Below are 14,783 nucleotides of genomic sequence, written 5' to 3'. Positions count from 1 at the left end.
GCATGTGTTTAATCATCTTAATCATCGGGATCGGAAAATAATACCGATAAACAATCAGGCGGCGTGGTTTATACAATGATTGCCTGCCCGCCGGCGGATTTACCTGAACGAATGGCTGCGCATGATGAGATTATTAGCATAACGTGCTGTTTTTGTCTTTGCGTGCCGTCAGACTGGCCAACAGCCGCTGACAGAGGATGATCCGCTGCGCATTTCTCTCGTCCGGAGGTGGTGGTCTCTGGGTTTTTTCCGTGGCTGTGATACAGTTTATTTACAATCCGGGCCGCGGCTACGCCGGGCGCTAGCGCGCCGTGCCGAGCAGGCGAATCGCGGTCCGTTATCCGTTACTCACTGAGACGTCAAAGGGTTTGTATGACACAACAGCCACAGGCGAAGTATCGCCATGATTATCGCGCGCCGGATTACACCATCACCGACATTGATTTGGATTTTGATCTGCACGCCGACACCACGCGCGTCACCGCCGTCAGCAAAGTGAAACGTCAGGGCGCTGCTGGCGCACCGCTGGTGCTGGACGGTGAAGATGTGACGCTGGTGAGTCTGCAAATTGACGGGCAACCCTGGGAGGCGTATCGCCTACAGGACAACCAGCTACTCATTGATGGTTTGCCAGAACAATTTACTATTACCATCGTTAACGATATTCACCCGGCGCAGAACAGCGCGCTGGAAGGTCTGTATCTGTCCGGCGAGGCGCTGTGCACCCAGTGTGAGGCGGAAGGGTTCCGTCACATTACCTACTATCTGGATCGTCCGGACGTGCTGGCGCGCTTCACCACCCGCATCACGGCGGATAAGCAGCGTTATCCGTTCCTGCTGTCCAACGGCAACCGCATCGGCGAAGGCGAACTGGACGATGGTCGCCACTGGGTACAATGGCAGGATCCGTTCCCGAAACCCTGCTATCTGTTTGCACTGGTCGCCGGCGATTTCGACGTGCTGCGCGACAGCTTTGTGACCCGTTCAGGGCGTGAGGTGGCGCTGGAACTGTTTGTCGATCGCGGCAATCTTGACCGCGCCGACTGGGCGATGACCTCGCTGAAGAACTCGATGAAATGGGACGAGACCCGTTTCGGCCTGGAGTACGACCTCGACATCTATATGATCGTCGCGGTGGACTTCTTCAATATGGGCGCAATGGAAAATAAAGGGTTAAACGTCTTTAACTCCAAATACGTGCTGGCGAAAGCGGAAACCGCGACCGATAAGGATTACCTGAATATTGAAGCGGTGATCGGGCATGAGTATTTCCATAACTGGACCGGCAACCGCGTTACCTGCCGCGACTGGTTCCAGCTCAGCCTGAAAGAGGGCCTTACGGTATTCCGCGATCAGGAGTTCAGTTCGGATCTGGGGTCGCGGGCGGTCAATCGTATCGATAATGTGCGCGTAATGCGCGGCGCGCAGTTTGCGGAAGACGCCAGCCCGATGGCGCACGCGATTCGTCCGGACAAAGTGATCGAGATGAACAACTTCTATACCCTGACGGTGTATGAGAAGGGCTCTGAAGTGATCCGCATGATGCACACGCTGCTGGGTGAGGAGAACTTCCAGAAGGGGATTCAGCTCTATTTTGAACGTCACGACGGCAGCGCGGCGACCTGTGACGATTTCGTGCAGGCGATGGAAGATGCTTCCAATGTCGATTTGTCCCTGTTCCGCCGTTGGTACAGCCAGTCCGGCACGCCATTGTTGACGGTGCGCGATGATTACGACGCCGAGCAGCAGCAGTACCGTCTGCAGGTCAGCCAGCATACCGCACCGACCGCCGATCAGCCGCAGAAGCAGCCGTTGCATATTCCGCTGGATATTGAGCTGTACGATCCTGAAGGCAACGTGATTGCGCTGCAGAAGGATGGCCTGCCGGTTAATAACGTGCTGAACGTGACCGAGGCGGAGCAGACCTTTATTTTTGACGGCGTTGAGCAGCGTCCGGTACCGTCGTTGCTGCGCGAATTCTCCGCGCCGGTGAAGCTGGACTATCCGTACAGCGACGGGCAACTGACCTTCCTGATGCAGCATGCACGCAACGACTTCGCACGTTGGGATGCGGCGCAAAGCCTGCTGGCGACCTACATCAAACTGAATGTGGCCAAACATCAGCAGCAACAGCCGTTGTCGCTGCCGTTGCACGTGGTGGATGCGTTCCGGGCGGTATTGCTGGATGAGAAACTGGATCCGGCGCTGGCCGCACAGATCCTGACGCTGCCGACGGAAAATGAGATGGCTGAGCTGTTCAGCGAAATCGATCCGGATGCGATCGCTGCGGTGCATGAAGCGATCACCCGCTGCCTGGCACAGGAGATGGCCGACGAGTGGCTGGCGGTATACCATGCCAATAAAACTGACGGCTATCGCGTTGAGCATGGTGATATCGCCAAACGTGCGCTGCGCAATACCTGCCTGCACTATCTGGCCTTTGGCGATGTGCAGCAGGCCGATAAGCTGGTGGCCGCGCAGTTCCGCCAGGCGGATAATATGACCGACTCGCTGGCGGCACTGGCGGCGGCGATGGGCGCACAGTTGCCTTGCCGCGACGCGCTGATGACGGCGTTCGACGAACGCTGGCACCAGGATGGTCTGGTGATGGATAAGTGGTTTGTCCTTCAGGCCACCAGCCCGGCGGCTGACGTGCTGAGCACGGTGCGCGGCTTGCTGCAGCACCGTTCGTTCAGCCTGAGCAACCCGAACCGCACCCGTTCGCTGGTGGGAGCGTTTGCTTCGGCGAACCCGTCGGCGTTCCATGCGCCTGACGGCAGTGGCTACCAGTTCCTGGTGGAAATCCTCAGCGATCTCAACACGCGCAACCCGCAGGTGGCGGCGCGTCTGATTGAACCGTTGATCCGTCTGAAGCGTTATGACGCCGGCCGTCAGGCGCTGATGCGTAAAGCGCTGGAACAGCTGAAAGGGCTGGAAAACCTGTCCGGCGATCTGTTTGAGAAGATTAGCAAGGCGTTAGATGCCTAATTTGTCGGGCTGTGGTTGCCCGGTATGATAGAAACGCCCGATGTGACCATCGGGCGTTTTTTTTAGCGGCAGGAAAATCAGTTCGCTGCCCGGCGCGCCGGTTCCGCAGCGGTTGCCGGCGACAGTACCCGTTCAAGAATCTGTGCCTCCAATTCGGCCAGCCTGGCCGAGCCTTTGCGGCGCGGTCGCGGCAGATCGATCGCCATATCCAGGCCGATGCGTCCTTGTTCAATCAGGATTACGCGGTCCGCCAGGGCAATGGCCTCGCTGACGTCGTGGGTGACCAGCAACACCGTAAAGCCATGCTGTTGCCACAGGTTTTCAATCAGCCCCTGCATGTCGATACGCGTCAGTGCATCCAGCGCGCCCAGCGGCTCGTCCAGCAGCAGCAGACGCGGCCGGTGGATCAGCGCACGGGCCAGGGCGACCCGCTGTTTCTGGCCGCCAGAGAGTGCCGCCGGCCACTCGTCGGCCCGTTCCGCCAGGCCGACCGCCGTCAGCGCCTGCAGCGCCGCATTGCGCCAGTCGCCGCGCAGACCGAGGCCGACGTTATCAATGACCTTTTTCCACGGCAGCAGACGTGCATCCTGAAACATCAGCCGGGTATCCTCTTTAACGCTGCTTAACGGCGCGCTGCCGCTGAGCAATGCGCCGCTGCTGGCGTTTTCCAGCCCGGCCAGCAGACGCAGCAGGGTACTTTTACCGCAGCCGCTGCGGCCGACCACGGCGACGAACTGGCCGGCGCTAATGCGCAGCTGCAGATTATCCAGCACCGTGCGGTTGCCGTAACGTTTAGCGATGGACTCCAGGGTGACGGGAGTCCCCTGAGGAATTCGGGTTGGCGTCGTCATCATGCATCCCCTTGTTTCAGTTGATAAGACGGGTGCCAGCGCAGCCACAGGCGCTCAAGCCACTGTGCGCTGACGTCCGCCAGTTTGCCGAGCAGGGCGTAGAGCACGATGGCCACCACCACAATGTCGGTTTGCAGAAATTCGCGTGCGTTCATCGCCAGATAGCCGATGCCGGAATTGGCCGAAATGGTTTCGGCGACGATCAGCGTCAGCCACATCAGCCCCAGCGCAAAACGCACGCCGACCATGATGGAAGGCAGCGCGCCGGGCAGCACCACCTGGGTAAACAGGCGGAAGCCGCTCAGGCCATAGCTGCGCGCCATCTCCAGCAGGCCGCGGTCGATATTCTTGATGCCGTGATAGGTGTTGAGATAAATCGGGAACAGGGTGCCGAGAGCCACCAGAAAAATCTTGGCCGATTCATCAATGCCGAACCACAGGATCACCAGCGGGATCAGCGCCAGATGCGGAATGTTGCGCAGCATTTGCACCGAACTGTCCAGCAGGCGTTCGCCCCAGCGGGACAGGCCGCTGATCATGCCCAGCAGTAAGCCAAGGCTGCCGCCGATGCTAAAACCGATCAGCGCACGCCAGCTGCTGATGGTGAGGTGCTGCCAGAGCTCACCGTTTTGCGTCAGCGTCCAGAACGCCGTTGCCACGGCGCTGGGTGCCGGTAAAATGCGGTTGGAAAGCCAGCCGGCTTCGACGGCGATCTGCCAGAAAACCAGCAGGGCGATCGGCAGGACCCAGGGTGCCAGACGGTGCAGCAGACGTTGTGTGCGATGGCTCATAGCATGCTCCTTAGCTTTGCGACGCCCGCTGCGGCGCGTAGATATTGGCGATGACTTCCCCCTGAGGCGTGACCGGACGCAGCGGCGTCGGCGCGGCGTTTTGTGCGACGTCCAGATGCGGGAACAGCAGTTCGCCTACGCGATAGGCCTCTTCCAGATGCGGATAGCCGGAAAGAATAAAGGTGTCGATGCCTAAATCGGCATACTCCTGGATGCGCTGCGCCACCGTCGGGCCGTCGCCCACCAGCGCGGTGCCGGCGCCGCCGCGCACCAGACCGACGCCCGCCCACAGGTTCGGGCTGATCTCCAGGTTATCTTTCTTGCCGCCGTGCAGCGCCGCCATGCGCTGCTGACCAACCGAATCGAAGCGGGCGAACGCCTGCTGCGCATCGGCGATGGTTTTATCGTCAAGATTGGCGATCAGACGATCGGCGGCGCGCCAGGCCTCTTCGTTGGTTTCACGCACGATCACGTGCAGGCGGATGCCGAAACGCACTTTGCGTCCTTTGGCTGCGGCTTTGGCGCGCACCTCGTCCAGTTTTTGTTTCACCTGCTCCGGCGGCTCACCCCAGGTCAGATACAGTTCCACCTGATCGGCGGCCAGATCCTGCGCGGCAGCCGACGATCCGCCGAAATAGAGCGGCGGTCGCGGCTGCTGCACCGGCGGGAACAGCAGTTTGGCGCCTTTTACCTGAATATGCTTGCCGTTGAAATCGACAGTTTCACCTTCCAGCACCCGACGCCAGATATGGGTAAACTCCGCCGAGGCTTCATAGCGTTCCTCATGGTTAAGGTGCAGCCCTTCGGCCGCCAGTTCGTCCGGGTCGCCGCCGGTGACCAGATTAAACAGCGCGCGGCCGTTGGAGAGGCGGTCCAGCGTTGCCGCCTGCCGCGCCGCCAGCGTCGGGGAGATAATGCCGGGACGCAGCGCCACCAGGAATTTCAGCCGTTGCGTGACGGGGATCAGCGACGCCGCCACTAGCCAGGAGTCCTCGCAGGAACGTCCGGTCGGGATCAGGACGCCGCCGAACCCCAGGCGGTCTGCTGCCTGAGCGATCTGTTGCAGATAGCCATGATCGACGCTGCGCGCCCCTTCGCTTGATCCCAGATAGTGGCCGTCGCCGTGAGTGGGCAAGAACCAAAAGATATTCAGACTCATAAGAAGCTCTCCTCAATTATTGGGCGCTGGGGTGCCAGACGCGTTGTGAAATATCCAGCTTTACCGGCACCAGACGGTTGGCATAGAACAGATCGGCAGTTTGCTGCTGGGCTTTGATGGTGTCAGCATTGAGCGGCGTAATGGTGGTCACCGGCCGATGATCCAGGTAGGCGGCGATCACCGGCTGCGGTAGGCCGATGGTCTTGGCCAGCAGGGTGATACTCTGTTCGCGATCGCTGCGGGACAGCGCGTCAGCCTGCGTCAGCACCTTCAGCACCTGCTGAATAAACGGGCCGTTGGCTTCGGTATACGGCCGGGCGGCCAGATAAAACGAGCCGGTCTGGTTGAGCTTGCTGCCGTCGGTGAGCACCCGCACGCCGCCCTGCAGCAGCGCCGCAGAGTAGTAGGGATCCCAAATCGCCCAAGCGTCGACGTTACCCTGCTGGAAGGCGGCGCGGGCGTCTGCCGGGGTCAGGTATACCGGCTGAATATCCGTAAATTTCAGGCCGGCCTGCTGCAGGGCGCGCAGCAGCAGGTTGTGCGAACTGGAGCCTTTCTGAAAGGCGACTTTATGCCCTTTCAGCTCGGCGACGTCGTGGATCGGGCTGTTTTCCGGCACCAGAATCACTTCCGCCTTAGGCTTGGGCGGCTCGACGCCGACGTACAGCAGATCGGCGCCGGCGGCCTGCGCAAAGATCGGCGGAATATCGCCGGTGCTGCCGACATCAATACTGCCGACGTTCAACGCCTCCAGCATTTGCGGCCCGGCGGGGAATTCGGTCCAGCTGATTTTGGTATCCGGGAAACGCTGCTCCAGCAGACGGTGGCTTTTTGCCAGCACCAGACTGACGGAACCTTTTTGGTAACCGATGCGCAGCTGCTGGGGGCCGGGATCGGCCATGGCGCTGTGGGCACCAACGCCCAGCGCCAGAATGGTCGTCAGCGACGTGGTGTGCAGCCAGCGGCGCCAGGAAGAAAATCGCGTCATCATTATTTTCCTTATGGTGGTGTTAATCGCCAGGGTCAGGATTGCGCCGGCAGCAGCTCTGGCGCGGGAGAAGGCGCAGGCTGGCGACGGTTCAATGCCAGATAGAAGTTGTCCAGCGCCTCTTCCAGCCGCAGCGCCACCGCATCGCTGGGCGTTAACCGCTCGCCCTGTGACGTCAGTTGGCCGTCATCGGCGAACACGCCGTGCAATACCTCCTGGGCTTTTAACGCCGATAACACCGGCTTTAAGGCATAATCCACCGCCAGCATGTGGCCGATAGAGCCGCCGGTGGCCAGCGGCAGCACCACTTTGTGTTCCAGCGCGCGTTCGGGCAGCAGATCCAGCAGGGTTTTCAACGCACCGGAAAACGATGCCTTATACACCGGGGTGGCGATCAGCAGCCCGTCGGCCTGCGCCAGGCGGGCGGCAAAAGTTTTAATCGTCGGGCTGTTGAAGTTGGCGCGCAGCAAGTCTTCCGCGTCGAAGTCATGCAGGGTGTAGGGCGTCACTTCAACGCCGCGGCGCTGCAGCCACTGTTGGCCAATATTCAGTAACCCCGCAGAACGGGAGGGGAGGCGCGGGCTGCCGGCCAGGGTTATAACGTGCATAACCAATCCTTATAACTAAAAGTTAGGTTTAATGAGTAAAAGATGAGTAAGTGTTTTAAAGCTAACAGCAAAGCGGCCGGTTTTTTAAATCTCATTTTTGGCTTTGGTTATGCGGAAATACGCATTGGCGATGTGCGGCGGGAGCGGCGGGAAAACGGTTGCGTAAAAAACGCCTTTTTTGCGCGGAATCAATTCCAATTACGTCGGGGATCCCGGATAATATGCCCCCGGTTTGTAACTAACCCAATAGCGTTCGGGATGCGGCGGCCACTTCCGCATCTTGGGGATAACCGGGAAATCAGGAGAGTACATGTACTACCCCCTCATCAGGAAAGCGTTGTTCCAGCTCGATCCAGAGCGCGCGCATGAATTGACCTTCCAGCAACTGCGCCGTGTGACCGGCACCCCTTTCGAATTTCTGGTGCGCCAGTCGGTGCCGACCAAACCGGTAACCTGTATGGGGCTGTCTTTTAAGAATCCGCTAGGGCTGGCCGCCGGTCTGGATAAAAACGGCGAATGCATCGACGCGCTGGGCGCGATGGGCTTCGGTTTTATTGAAATCGGCACCGTGACGCCGCGCCCGCAGCCGGGCAACGACAAGCCGCGGCTGTTCCGCATTGTTGAAGCTGAAGGCATTATTAACCGCATGGGCTTTAATAACCACGGTGTGGACAACCTGGTTGAGAACGTCAAAAAATCCCATTTTGGCGGCATCCTGGGGATTAATATCGGCAAGAATAAAGATACGCCGGTAGAAGAGGGTAAAGACGATTATCTGATCTGTATGGATAAAGTTTATCCGTATGCCGGTTATATTGCGATCAACATCTCTTCACCGAATACGCCGGGATTAAGATCCCTGCAGTATGGTGAAGCGCTGGACGATCTTTTGGCAGCGGTTAAAAATAAGCAGGCGGAGTTACATGAGCGCCATCACAAATATGTGCCGGTAGCGGTAAAGATCGCGCCGGATCTTTCTGAGGAAGAGTTGATCCAAATTGCCGACAGTTTGGTTCGCCATAATATTGATGGGGTCATCGCCACCAATACCACGCTGGATCGTAAACTGGTGCAGGGATTAAATTACTGCGAGCAGATGGGGGGGCTGAGCGGCCGTCCCGTCCAGTCGCTCAGCACCGAGGTGATCCGTCGCCTGTCGCAGGAACTGCAGGGCAAGCTGCCGATTATCGGCGTCGGCGGAATTGATTCTCTGACCGCCGCGCGAGAAAAAATAGCGGCGGGGGCGACGCTGGTGCAAATTTATTCCGGCTTTATCTACCATGGTCCGCGTTTGATTAAAGATATCGTTAACCATATCTAATATTTTTTTCCTTTCAGACCTTGTCGGGGGTTTATTTATTCCCCCGGCTCGTCTATATTTTGTTCATTAGCCTAAATATCGTTCGCGGAATTATCCGATATTTAGGCAAGATTTTAGGTGGTAGAATCACCCTTTGGGGTAAATTATATGCCTGAGGCGAGAAGCGGCGCATAGCGAGCGCGGCTTCTTTTTGTGCCGGGCATATTCGTTGGCGAGTGGCGATAAAGGACAAACGATGAAGATAAAACCTGACGATAATTGGCGTTGGTATTTCGACGCCGAACACGACCGGCTGATGCTTGATTTGGCCAACGGGATGATCTTTCGTTCGCGTTTTCCGGCCAAGATGCTGACGCCGGATGCATTTGACGAATGCGCGTTTTGCGTTGAGGACGCCGCGCTGTACTTTACCTATGAAGAGCAGTGCAAACGCACCAAACTCAGCCATGAGCAGCGCGCGGAGCTGGTGCTGAATGCGCTGGTGGCCTACCGTTTCCTTAAGCCGCTGATGCCGAAGAGCTGGCATTTTGCCCAGCAGCATTTCCCGCTGCAGCCGAAAAACGGCGAGCTGGTGGCGGTGAAAGTGATGGACAGCGGACATGACGCGCGGTTGCTGGTGGTGGAAGCCGGCGATAACGCCAGCCTGTGTTTACTGGCGCAGGGCCAACTGACGGTAGCAGGACGCACCATGGCATTCGGCGACGCCATCAAGGTGATGCACGACCGCCTGAAACCCTATTCGCACGATGCCGATACCGCCCCGGCGTACGACAGAGCGGTCTGAGCCTAACTTAACGTCAGATCGCTTTTGGGTATACAGCTGCAGGACAGAATCGTGCCGTCATTCGCCAGCGCGCTTTTCGTCAGCGGTGCCACTTCGCCTTTGACCAGCGTCATTTGGCAGGTTCCGCAGATCCCCGCCCGGCAGGAGTAGGGAACGCGGATGTCTTGCTGTTCCAACTGCTCCAGTAAAATCTGCTGATTGTTGCCGCTAAACACCTGACCCTGATAGTCGATGGTGAGGCTTTGCGCCTGGTTTTGCGGCGCCTGCACCTTTTCGGCCACCTTGCCGGCGTGGTAAGGACGCGGTGGTTTATTCGACAAGACCTCTACCGCGTCGCCAACGCGGATAATACCGCTGTTGCGGGCAATCATATTCTGACCGAAATCCACATCGCCGTTATCCGCCGTGCGGAAGCCCTGCAGCGTTGTCAGCGGCTCGCCGCTCGGGTGCTTGCGTCCGCGTTCGGTACTGACGGTCGTTAGCACGCAGCGGCTGCATGGTTTAACCAGATCGAACATCACCTCGCCCACGCGGATCACTTGCCAGCCGTCTTCGGCCCAGGGCGCTGCACCGCTCACCACCAGATTCGGACGGAACTGCTCCAGCTTGATGCCGGCAGGGCAACGCTGCTGCAGATCGCGGAATGAGGCTTCATTTATCAGCAGGAACGGATAGCCGTCGGCAAAAGACAGCGGCACCTCCGGGTGTTTTTTGACGCGCCGGGTCAGTTCCGGCCCGAGCCAGCGCAGCTGTACGTCTCGCTGGAAATAGCCGCTCAGCCACTGGTTGATGGCCGCCGGCGCCACCCGGGCGGTGAAATGGTTGCCCCACACTTCGGTCGGCTGCTGCTCGGCGGCAAAGTCGTCAAAGCGAATCGTCGCGCTGTCGCCGTCGGGTGCCGTCAGATACAGGCCGTCCGCCAGCAGCGCCGGCGTGAACAGCACCATCTGCGGATATTGCCGCGCGGTGATAAAGGTTCCGTCGGGGCTGGTGATCATAAAGCTGCGGTCGAACGCCAGCCCGTGGTTCGCCACCTGGGCGTGGGAGAGCTGTAAACCGCGTAAAGATTTCACCGGATGGACGTAAAGCCGAGAAAGCGTGATCACCCTTGCCTCCGTGGGTTTTGTAAATAGGGAGGAGCAACTTTATGACAAGCGGTGCGGATTAGCTATAATGCGCAACAATTTTCTTTTTGGTGATAAGTACGATATGAACTCTTTGTTTGCTAGCACAGCGCGTGGATTGGAAGAACTGTTAAAAAGCGAACTGGAGCGGCTTGGCGCCCACGCCTGTAAAGTCGTGCAGGGCGGGGTACATTTTCAAGGCGACGATCGTCTTCTGTACCAAAGTCTGCTGTGGAGCCGCCTGGCTTCACGCATTTTGCTGCCGCTGAATGAATTCCGCGTGCACAGCGATCTGGATCTCTACCTTGGCGTGCAGGCGATTGACTGGACGTCGATTTTCGGCGTGGATAAAACCTTCGCCGTCCACTTCAGCGGCGTGAACGAAGAGATCCGCAACAGCCAGTACGGCGCGCTGAAAGTGAAAGACGCCATCGTCGACAGTTTTACCCGCAAAATCGACCAGCGCCCGACCGTGGCGAAACAGCAGCCGGACATCCGGATAAACGTCTTCCTGCAGCGCGATATGGCCAGCGTGGCGCTCGATTTGAGCGGCGAAGGCCTGCACCAGCGCGGCTACCGCGATCTGACCGGCCAGGCGCCGCTGAAAGAGACCCTGGCGGCGGCGATCGTGCAGCGCTCCGGCTGGCAGCCGGGCACGCCGATGCTGGATCCGATGTGCGGTTCCGGTACTTTACTGATCGAAGCGGCGATGATCGCCGCCGACCGCGCACCGGGGCTGCATCGCCAGCACTGGGGCTTCAGCGCCTGGAACGGCCACAACGCCGAGCTGTGGCGTGAAGTGGTGGCGGAAGCGCAGGTGCGCGCCCGCCGCGGACTGCAGGAAACGACCTCGCGCTTCTTCGGTTCGGATATCGATCGCCGGGTGATTGACATGGCGCGCGCCAACGCCCGCCGTGCCGGCGTCGCTGAACTGATTACTTTTAACGTCAATGACGTCAGCAAGCTGCACAACCCGCTGCCGGAAGGCCCGGCAGGCACCGTACTCAGCAACCCGCCGTATGGCGAACGCCTGGAAAGCGAACCGGCGCTGATTGCGCTGCACAACATGCTGGGGCGCGTTATGAAGAGCGCATTCGGCGGCTGGCAGCTGTCGCTGTTCAGCGCTTCACCGGAACTGCTGAGCTGCCTGCAGCTGCGCGCCGAGCGCCAGTACAAGGCCAAAAACGGCCCGCTGGACTGCGTGCAGAAAAACTATCAGCTGGCGGAAAGCCCGCAGGGCAGCGGCGGCATTCAGGTGGCGGAAGATTTCGCCAACCGGCTGCGTAAAAACGTCAAAAAGCTGGATAAATGGGCGAAGCAGCAGGGGATTGAATGCTATCGCCTGTACGACGCCGATCTGCCGGAATATAACGTGGCGGTGGATCGCTACGGCAGCAAGGTGGTGGTGCAAGAGTATGCGCCACCGAAAACGGTCGATGCGCAAAAAGCGCGCCAGCGACTGTTTGACGTGATCAACGCCACGCTGGCGGTATTGGATCTGCCGTCCAACCAGCTGGTACTGAAAACCCGTGAACGGCAGAAGGGCAAAAACCAGTATGAGAAACTGGCGCAGAAGGGCGAGTTCCTGCTGGTGGAAGAGTTTAACGCCAAGCTGTGGGTCAACCTGACCGACTATCTGGATACCGGCCTGTTCCTGGACCACCGTATCGCGCGCCGTATGCTGGGCGAGATGAGCAAAGGGAAAGATTTCCTCAACCTGTTTGCCTATACCGGCAGCGCCAGCGTCCACGCCGGCCTGGGCGGCGCACGCTCCACCACCACGGTCGATATGTCGCGCACCTATCTGGAATGGGCGGAGAAAAACCTGCGCGCCAACGGACTGACCGGCCGGCAGCACCGATTGATACAAGCAGATTGCCTGTCATGGCTGCATAATGCTGCCGAACAGTTCGACGTGATCTTTATCGATCCGCCGACTTTCTCCAACTCCAAGCGGATGGAGAACACCTTTGACGTTCAGCGCGATCATCTGGCGCTGATGACGGATTTAAAACGGTTGCTGCGCCGTAACGGCACCATCATGTTCTCGAATAACAAGCGCGGTTTCCGCATGGATCTGGACGGGCTGCAGGCATTGGGGCTGGAAGCGAAAGAGATCACCGCTCAGACGCTGTCGCAGGATTTTGCCCGTAACCGTCAGATTCACAACTGCTGGCTGGTCACCCATGCCGGCGAAGGAAAATAATTACTATGTCGTTAATTAGCATGTCCGGCGCCTGGCTGTCGTTCAGCGATGCGCCGCTGCTGGACAACACCGAAATTCATATCGAAGACAACGAGCGCGTGTGTCTGGTCGGGCGCAACGGCGCCGGTAAATCCACCCTGCTGAAAATTCTCGGCAAAGAGCAGCCGCTGGATGACGGCCGGGTGATTTACGAACAGGATCTGATTGTTGCGCGCCTGCAGCAGGATCCGCCGCGCAATATCGGCGGCACGGTGTTTGATTTTGTCGCGGAAGGGGTGGCCGAACAGGCCGAACACCTGAAAGCCTATCACGCGATCTCTCACGAGGTAGAGCAGGATCCCAGCGAAAAGAACCTGGCGAAGATGGCGAAGGTCATGGAGATCCTCGATCACCACGGGCTGTGGCAACTGGACAGCCGGATCGCCGAAGTGCTGGCGCAGCTGGGGCTGAACGGCGAAGCGCAGCTGTCATCGCTTTCCGGCGGCTGGCTGCGTAAGGCGGCGCTGGGGCGCGCGCTGGTCAGTTCGCCGCGCGTGCTGCTGCTGGATGAGCCGACCAACCACCTGGATATTGAAACTATCGACTGGCTGGAAGGCTTCCTGAAAGAGTTCCAGGGCAGCATCATCTTTATCTCCCACGACCGTTCGTTTATCCGCAATATGGCGACGCGCATTATCGATCTGGACCGCGGCAAGCTGGTTTCCTGGCCGGGCAATTACGATCAGTATCTGCTGGGCAAAGAGGAAGCGCTGCGGGTGGAAGAGCTGCAAAACGCCGAATTCGACCGCAAACTGGCGCAGGAAGAGGTGTGGATCCGTCAGGGCATCAAGGCGCGCCGTACCCGCAATGAGGGGCGTGTGCGCGCGCTGAAGGCTCTGCGTATGGAGCGCGCCGAGCGTCGCGAAGTGATGGGCACCGCCAAGATGCAGGTGGAAGAGGCGACGCGCTCCGGCAAAATCGTCTTTGAGCTGGAGAACGTCAACTATCAGGTTGGCGATAAAGTGCTGGTGCGCGATTTTTCCGCCCAGGTGCAGCGCGGCGACAAAATTGCGCTGGTCGGGCCGAACGGCTGCGGCAAAACCACGCTGCTGAAGCTGATGCTCGGCCAGTTGCAGGCCGACAGTGGCCGCGTGCACTGCGGCACCAAATTGGAAGTGGCCTATTTCGACCAGCACCGCGCGGAGCTGGATCCTGAACGTACGGTGATGGACAACCTGGCGGAAGGCAAGCAGGAAGTGATGGTCAACGGTCGTTCACGCCATGTGCTCGGCTATCTGCAGGACTTCCTGTTCCATCCGAAACGGGCGATGACGCCGGTGAAGGCGCTGTCGGGCGGTGAACGCAACCGCCTGCTGCTGGCGCGGCTGTTCCTGAAACCAAGCAACCTGCTGATCCTCGATGAACCGACCAACGATCTGGATGTAGAAACGCTGGAGCTGCTGGAAGAGCTGATCGACGGCTATCAGGGTACCGTACTGCTGGTGAGCCACGATCGTCAGTTCGTGGACAACTCGGTGACCGAGTGTTGGATTTTTGAAGGCAACGGCGTGATTAACGCCTTTGTCGGCGGCTATTATGACGCCCACCATCAGCGCGCCACCGCCAAACCGATCCGTCAGGCCGCGCCGGTAGCTCAGAGCAAGCCGGCGGAGAAAAAAACCGAGCAGCCGAAGAAGTCTGCGACCAAACTGAGCTATAACTTGACGCGTGAGCTGGAACAATTGCCGCAGCGTCTTGAACAGCTGGAAAAGGAGATTGAGGCGTTACAGGCCGAAGTCAGCGATACTGATTTCTTCTCGCGTCCCCATGAGGAGACGCAAAAGGTGCTGAGCGATTTGGCCGCCGCCGAGCAGGCGCTGGAAAGCGCGTTTGCCCGCTGGGAAGAACTGGAAGCGATGAAAAACGGCTGATTGGCTCAATCCGGCCCGCGAGCTGCTGCGGGCCGGGTTACAGCATTGAGCGT

Annotated in this window: 11 protein-coding genes; 5 read left to right on the top strand and 6 right to left on the bottom strand. The window is 59.0% G+C overall.

All coding sequences use genetic code 11. The features are described from left to right. Positions 1 to 372 precede the first annotated feature (372 nt). Complete coding sequence (pepN, locus tag HF675_RS15340; RefSeq protein ID WP_111737395.1) at positions 373 to 2,988, top strand: aminopeptidase N; 2,616 nt, start codon at positions 373 to 375, stop codon at positions 2,986 to 2,988. A 77-nt stretch (positions 2,989 to 3,065) separates the two neighbouring features. On the opposite strand, the gene ssuB is transcribed toward pepN, so the two are convergent. The 5 genes from ssuB to ssuE are packed head-to-tail and all read right to left on the bottom strand — an operon-like array spanning position 3,066 to position 7,385. Continuing rightward, positions 3,066 to 3,839, bottom strand: a complete 774-nt coding sequence (ssuB, locus tag HF675_RS15335; protein ID WP_105230541.1) for an aliphatic sulfonates ABC transporter ATP-binding protein — start codon at positions 3,837 to 3,839, stop codon at positions 3,066 to 3,068. Then, positions 3,839 to 4,630, bottom strand: coding sequence for an aliphatic sulfonate ABC transporter permease SsuC (gene ssuC / locus HF675_RS15330; protein ID WP_105230542.1), 792 nt, complete (start codon positions 4,628 to 4,630; stop codon positions 3,839 to 3,841). Before ssuC ends, ssuB begins: the two co-directional genes overlap by 1 nt. A gap of 10 nt (positions 4,631 to 4,640) precedes the next feature. Further along, positions 4,641 to 5,789: an FMNH2-dependent alkanesulfonate monooxygenase gene (ssuD, locus tag HF675_RS15325; protein WP_105230543.1), complete on the bottom strand. Its 1,149-nt coding sequence runs from the start codon at positions 5,787 to 5,789 to the stop codon at positions 4,641 to 4,643. Between the two features lie 16 nt (positions 5,790 to 5,805). Then, positions 5,806 to 6,780 carry a sulfonate ABC transporter substrate-binding protein gene (locus HF675_RS15320; protein ID WP_370569817.1) on the bottom strand — a complete coding sequence of 325 codons (975 nt, stop codon included), beginning with the start codon at positions 6,778 to 6,780 and terminating at the stop codon, positions 5,806 to 5,808. A gap of 32 nt (positions 6,781 to 6,812) precedes the next feature. Further along, positions 6,813 to 7,385 carry an NADPH-dependent FMN reductase gene (gene ssuE, locus HF675_RS15315; protein WP_187043348.1) on the bottom strand — a complete coding sequence of 191 codons (573 nt, stop codon included), beginning with the start codon at positions 7,383 to 7,385 and terminating at the stop codon, positions 6,813 to 6,815. Positions 7,386 to 7,695: 310 nt separating this feature from the next. Here ssuE and pyrD point away from each other — a divergent pair, with 310 nt between their 5' ends. Together pyrD and HF675_RS15305 are read left to right on the top strand one after the other, a co-directional pair. Continuing rightward, on the top strand, positions 7,696 to 8,706 hold the full coding sequence (pyrD, locus tag HF675_RS15310; RefSeq protein WP_111737392.1) for a quinone-dependent dihydroorotate dehydrogenase: 1,011 nt from the start codon (positions 7,696 to 7,698) through the stop codon (positions 8,704 to 8,706). Positions 8,707 to 8,941: 235 nt separating this feature from the next. Then, positions 8,942 to 9,490, top strand: coding sequence for a cell division protein ZapC (locus HF675_RS15305; protein WP_105230547.1), 549 nt, complete (start codon positions 8,942 to 8,944; stop codon positions 9,488 to 9,490). A 2-nt stretch (positions 9,491 to 9,492) separates the two neighbouring features. Here HF675_RS15305 and HF675_RS15300 read toward each other — a convergent pair whose 3' ends face one another. Then, positions 9,493 to 10,596 (bottom strand): YcbX family protein, encoded by a 1,104-nt coding sequence (locus HF675_RS15300; protein ID WP_187043347.1) that lies wholly within the window; start codon positions 10,594 to 10,596, stop codon positions 9,493 to 9,495. Positions 10,597 to 10,699: 103 nt separating this feature from the next. On the opposite strand from HF675_RS15300, the gene rlmKL reads away from it, so the two are divergent. Together rlmKL and HF675_RS15290 are read left to right on the top strand one after the other, a co-directional pair. Next, the gene (gene rlmKL, locus HF675_RS15295; RefSeq protein WP_111738079.1) at positions 10,700 to 12,820 is read left to right on the top strand and encodes a bifunctional 23S rRNA (guanine(2069)-N(7))-methyltransferase RlmK/23S rRNA (guanine(2445)-N(2))-methyltransferase RlmL; all 2,121 of its coding nucleotides are present in this window, start codon (positions 10,700 to 10,702) and stop codon (positions 12,818 to 12,820) included. Positions 12,821 to 12,825: 5 nt separating this feature from the next. Beyond that, the gene (locus HF675_RS15290) at positions 12,826 to 14,730 is read left to right on the top strand and encodes an ABC transporter ATP-binding protein (protein WP_187043346.1); all 1,905 of its coding nucleotides are present in this window, start codon (positions 12,826 to 12,828) and stop codon (positions 14,728 to 14,730) included. Positions 14,731 to 14,783: the final 53 nt, after the last annotated feature.

This window comes from Serratia sp. JUb9 (genome assembly GCF_014298095.1).
GTDB lineage: Bacteria > Pseudomonadota > Gammaproteobacteria > Enterobacterales > Enterobacteriaceae > Serratia_B > Serratia_B rhizosphaerae.
The sequence above is the reverse complement of the archived record's forward strand: the minus strand, read 5'-3'. Positions and strand labels throughout refer to the sequence as shown.

Coding starts and splice junctions, on each gene's coding strand:
- HF675_RS15305 (WP_105230547.1), top strand. CDS start 8,942: ATGAAGATAAAACCTGACGATAATTGGCGTTGGTATTTCGACGCCGAA.
- ssuE (WP_187043348.1), bottom strand. CDS start 7,385: ATGCACGTTATAACCCTGGCCGGCAGCCCGCGCCTCCCCTCCCGTTCT.
- HF675_RS15290 (WP_187043346.1), top strand. CDS start 12,826: ATGTCGTTAATTAGCATGTCCGGCGCCTGGCTGTCGTTCAGCGATGCG.
- ssuD (WP_105230543.1), bottom strand. CDS start 5,789: ATGAGTCTGAATATCTTTTGGTTCTTGCCCACTCACGGCGACGGCCAC.
- pepN (WP_111737395.1), top strand. CDS start 373: ATGACACAACAGCCACAGGCGAAGTATCGCCATGATTATCGCGCGCCG.
- pyrD (WP_111737392.1), top strand. CDS start 7,696: ATGTACTACCCCCTCATCAGGAAAGCGTTGTTCCAGCTCGATCCAGAG.
- rlmKL (WP_111738079.1), top strand. CDS start 10,700: ATGAACTCTTTGTTTGCTAGCACAGCGCGTGGATTGGAAGAACTGTTA.
- ssuC (WP_105230542.1), bottom strand. CDS start 4,630: ATGAGCCATCGCACACAACGTCTGCTGCACCGTCTGGCACCCTGGGTC.
- ssuB (WP_105230541.1), bottom strand. CDS start 3,839: ATGACGACGCCAACCCGAATTCCTCAGGGGACTCCCGTCACCCTGGAG.
- HF675_RS15320 (WP_370569817.1), bottom strand. CDS start 6,780: ATGATGACGCGATTTTCTTCCTGGCGCCGCTGGCTGCACACCACGTCG.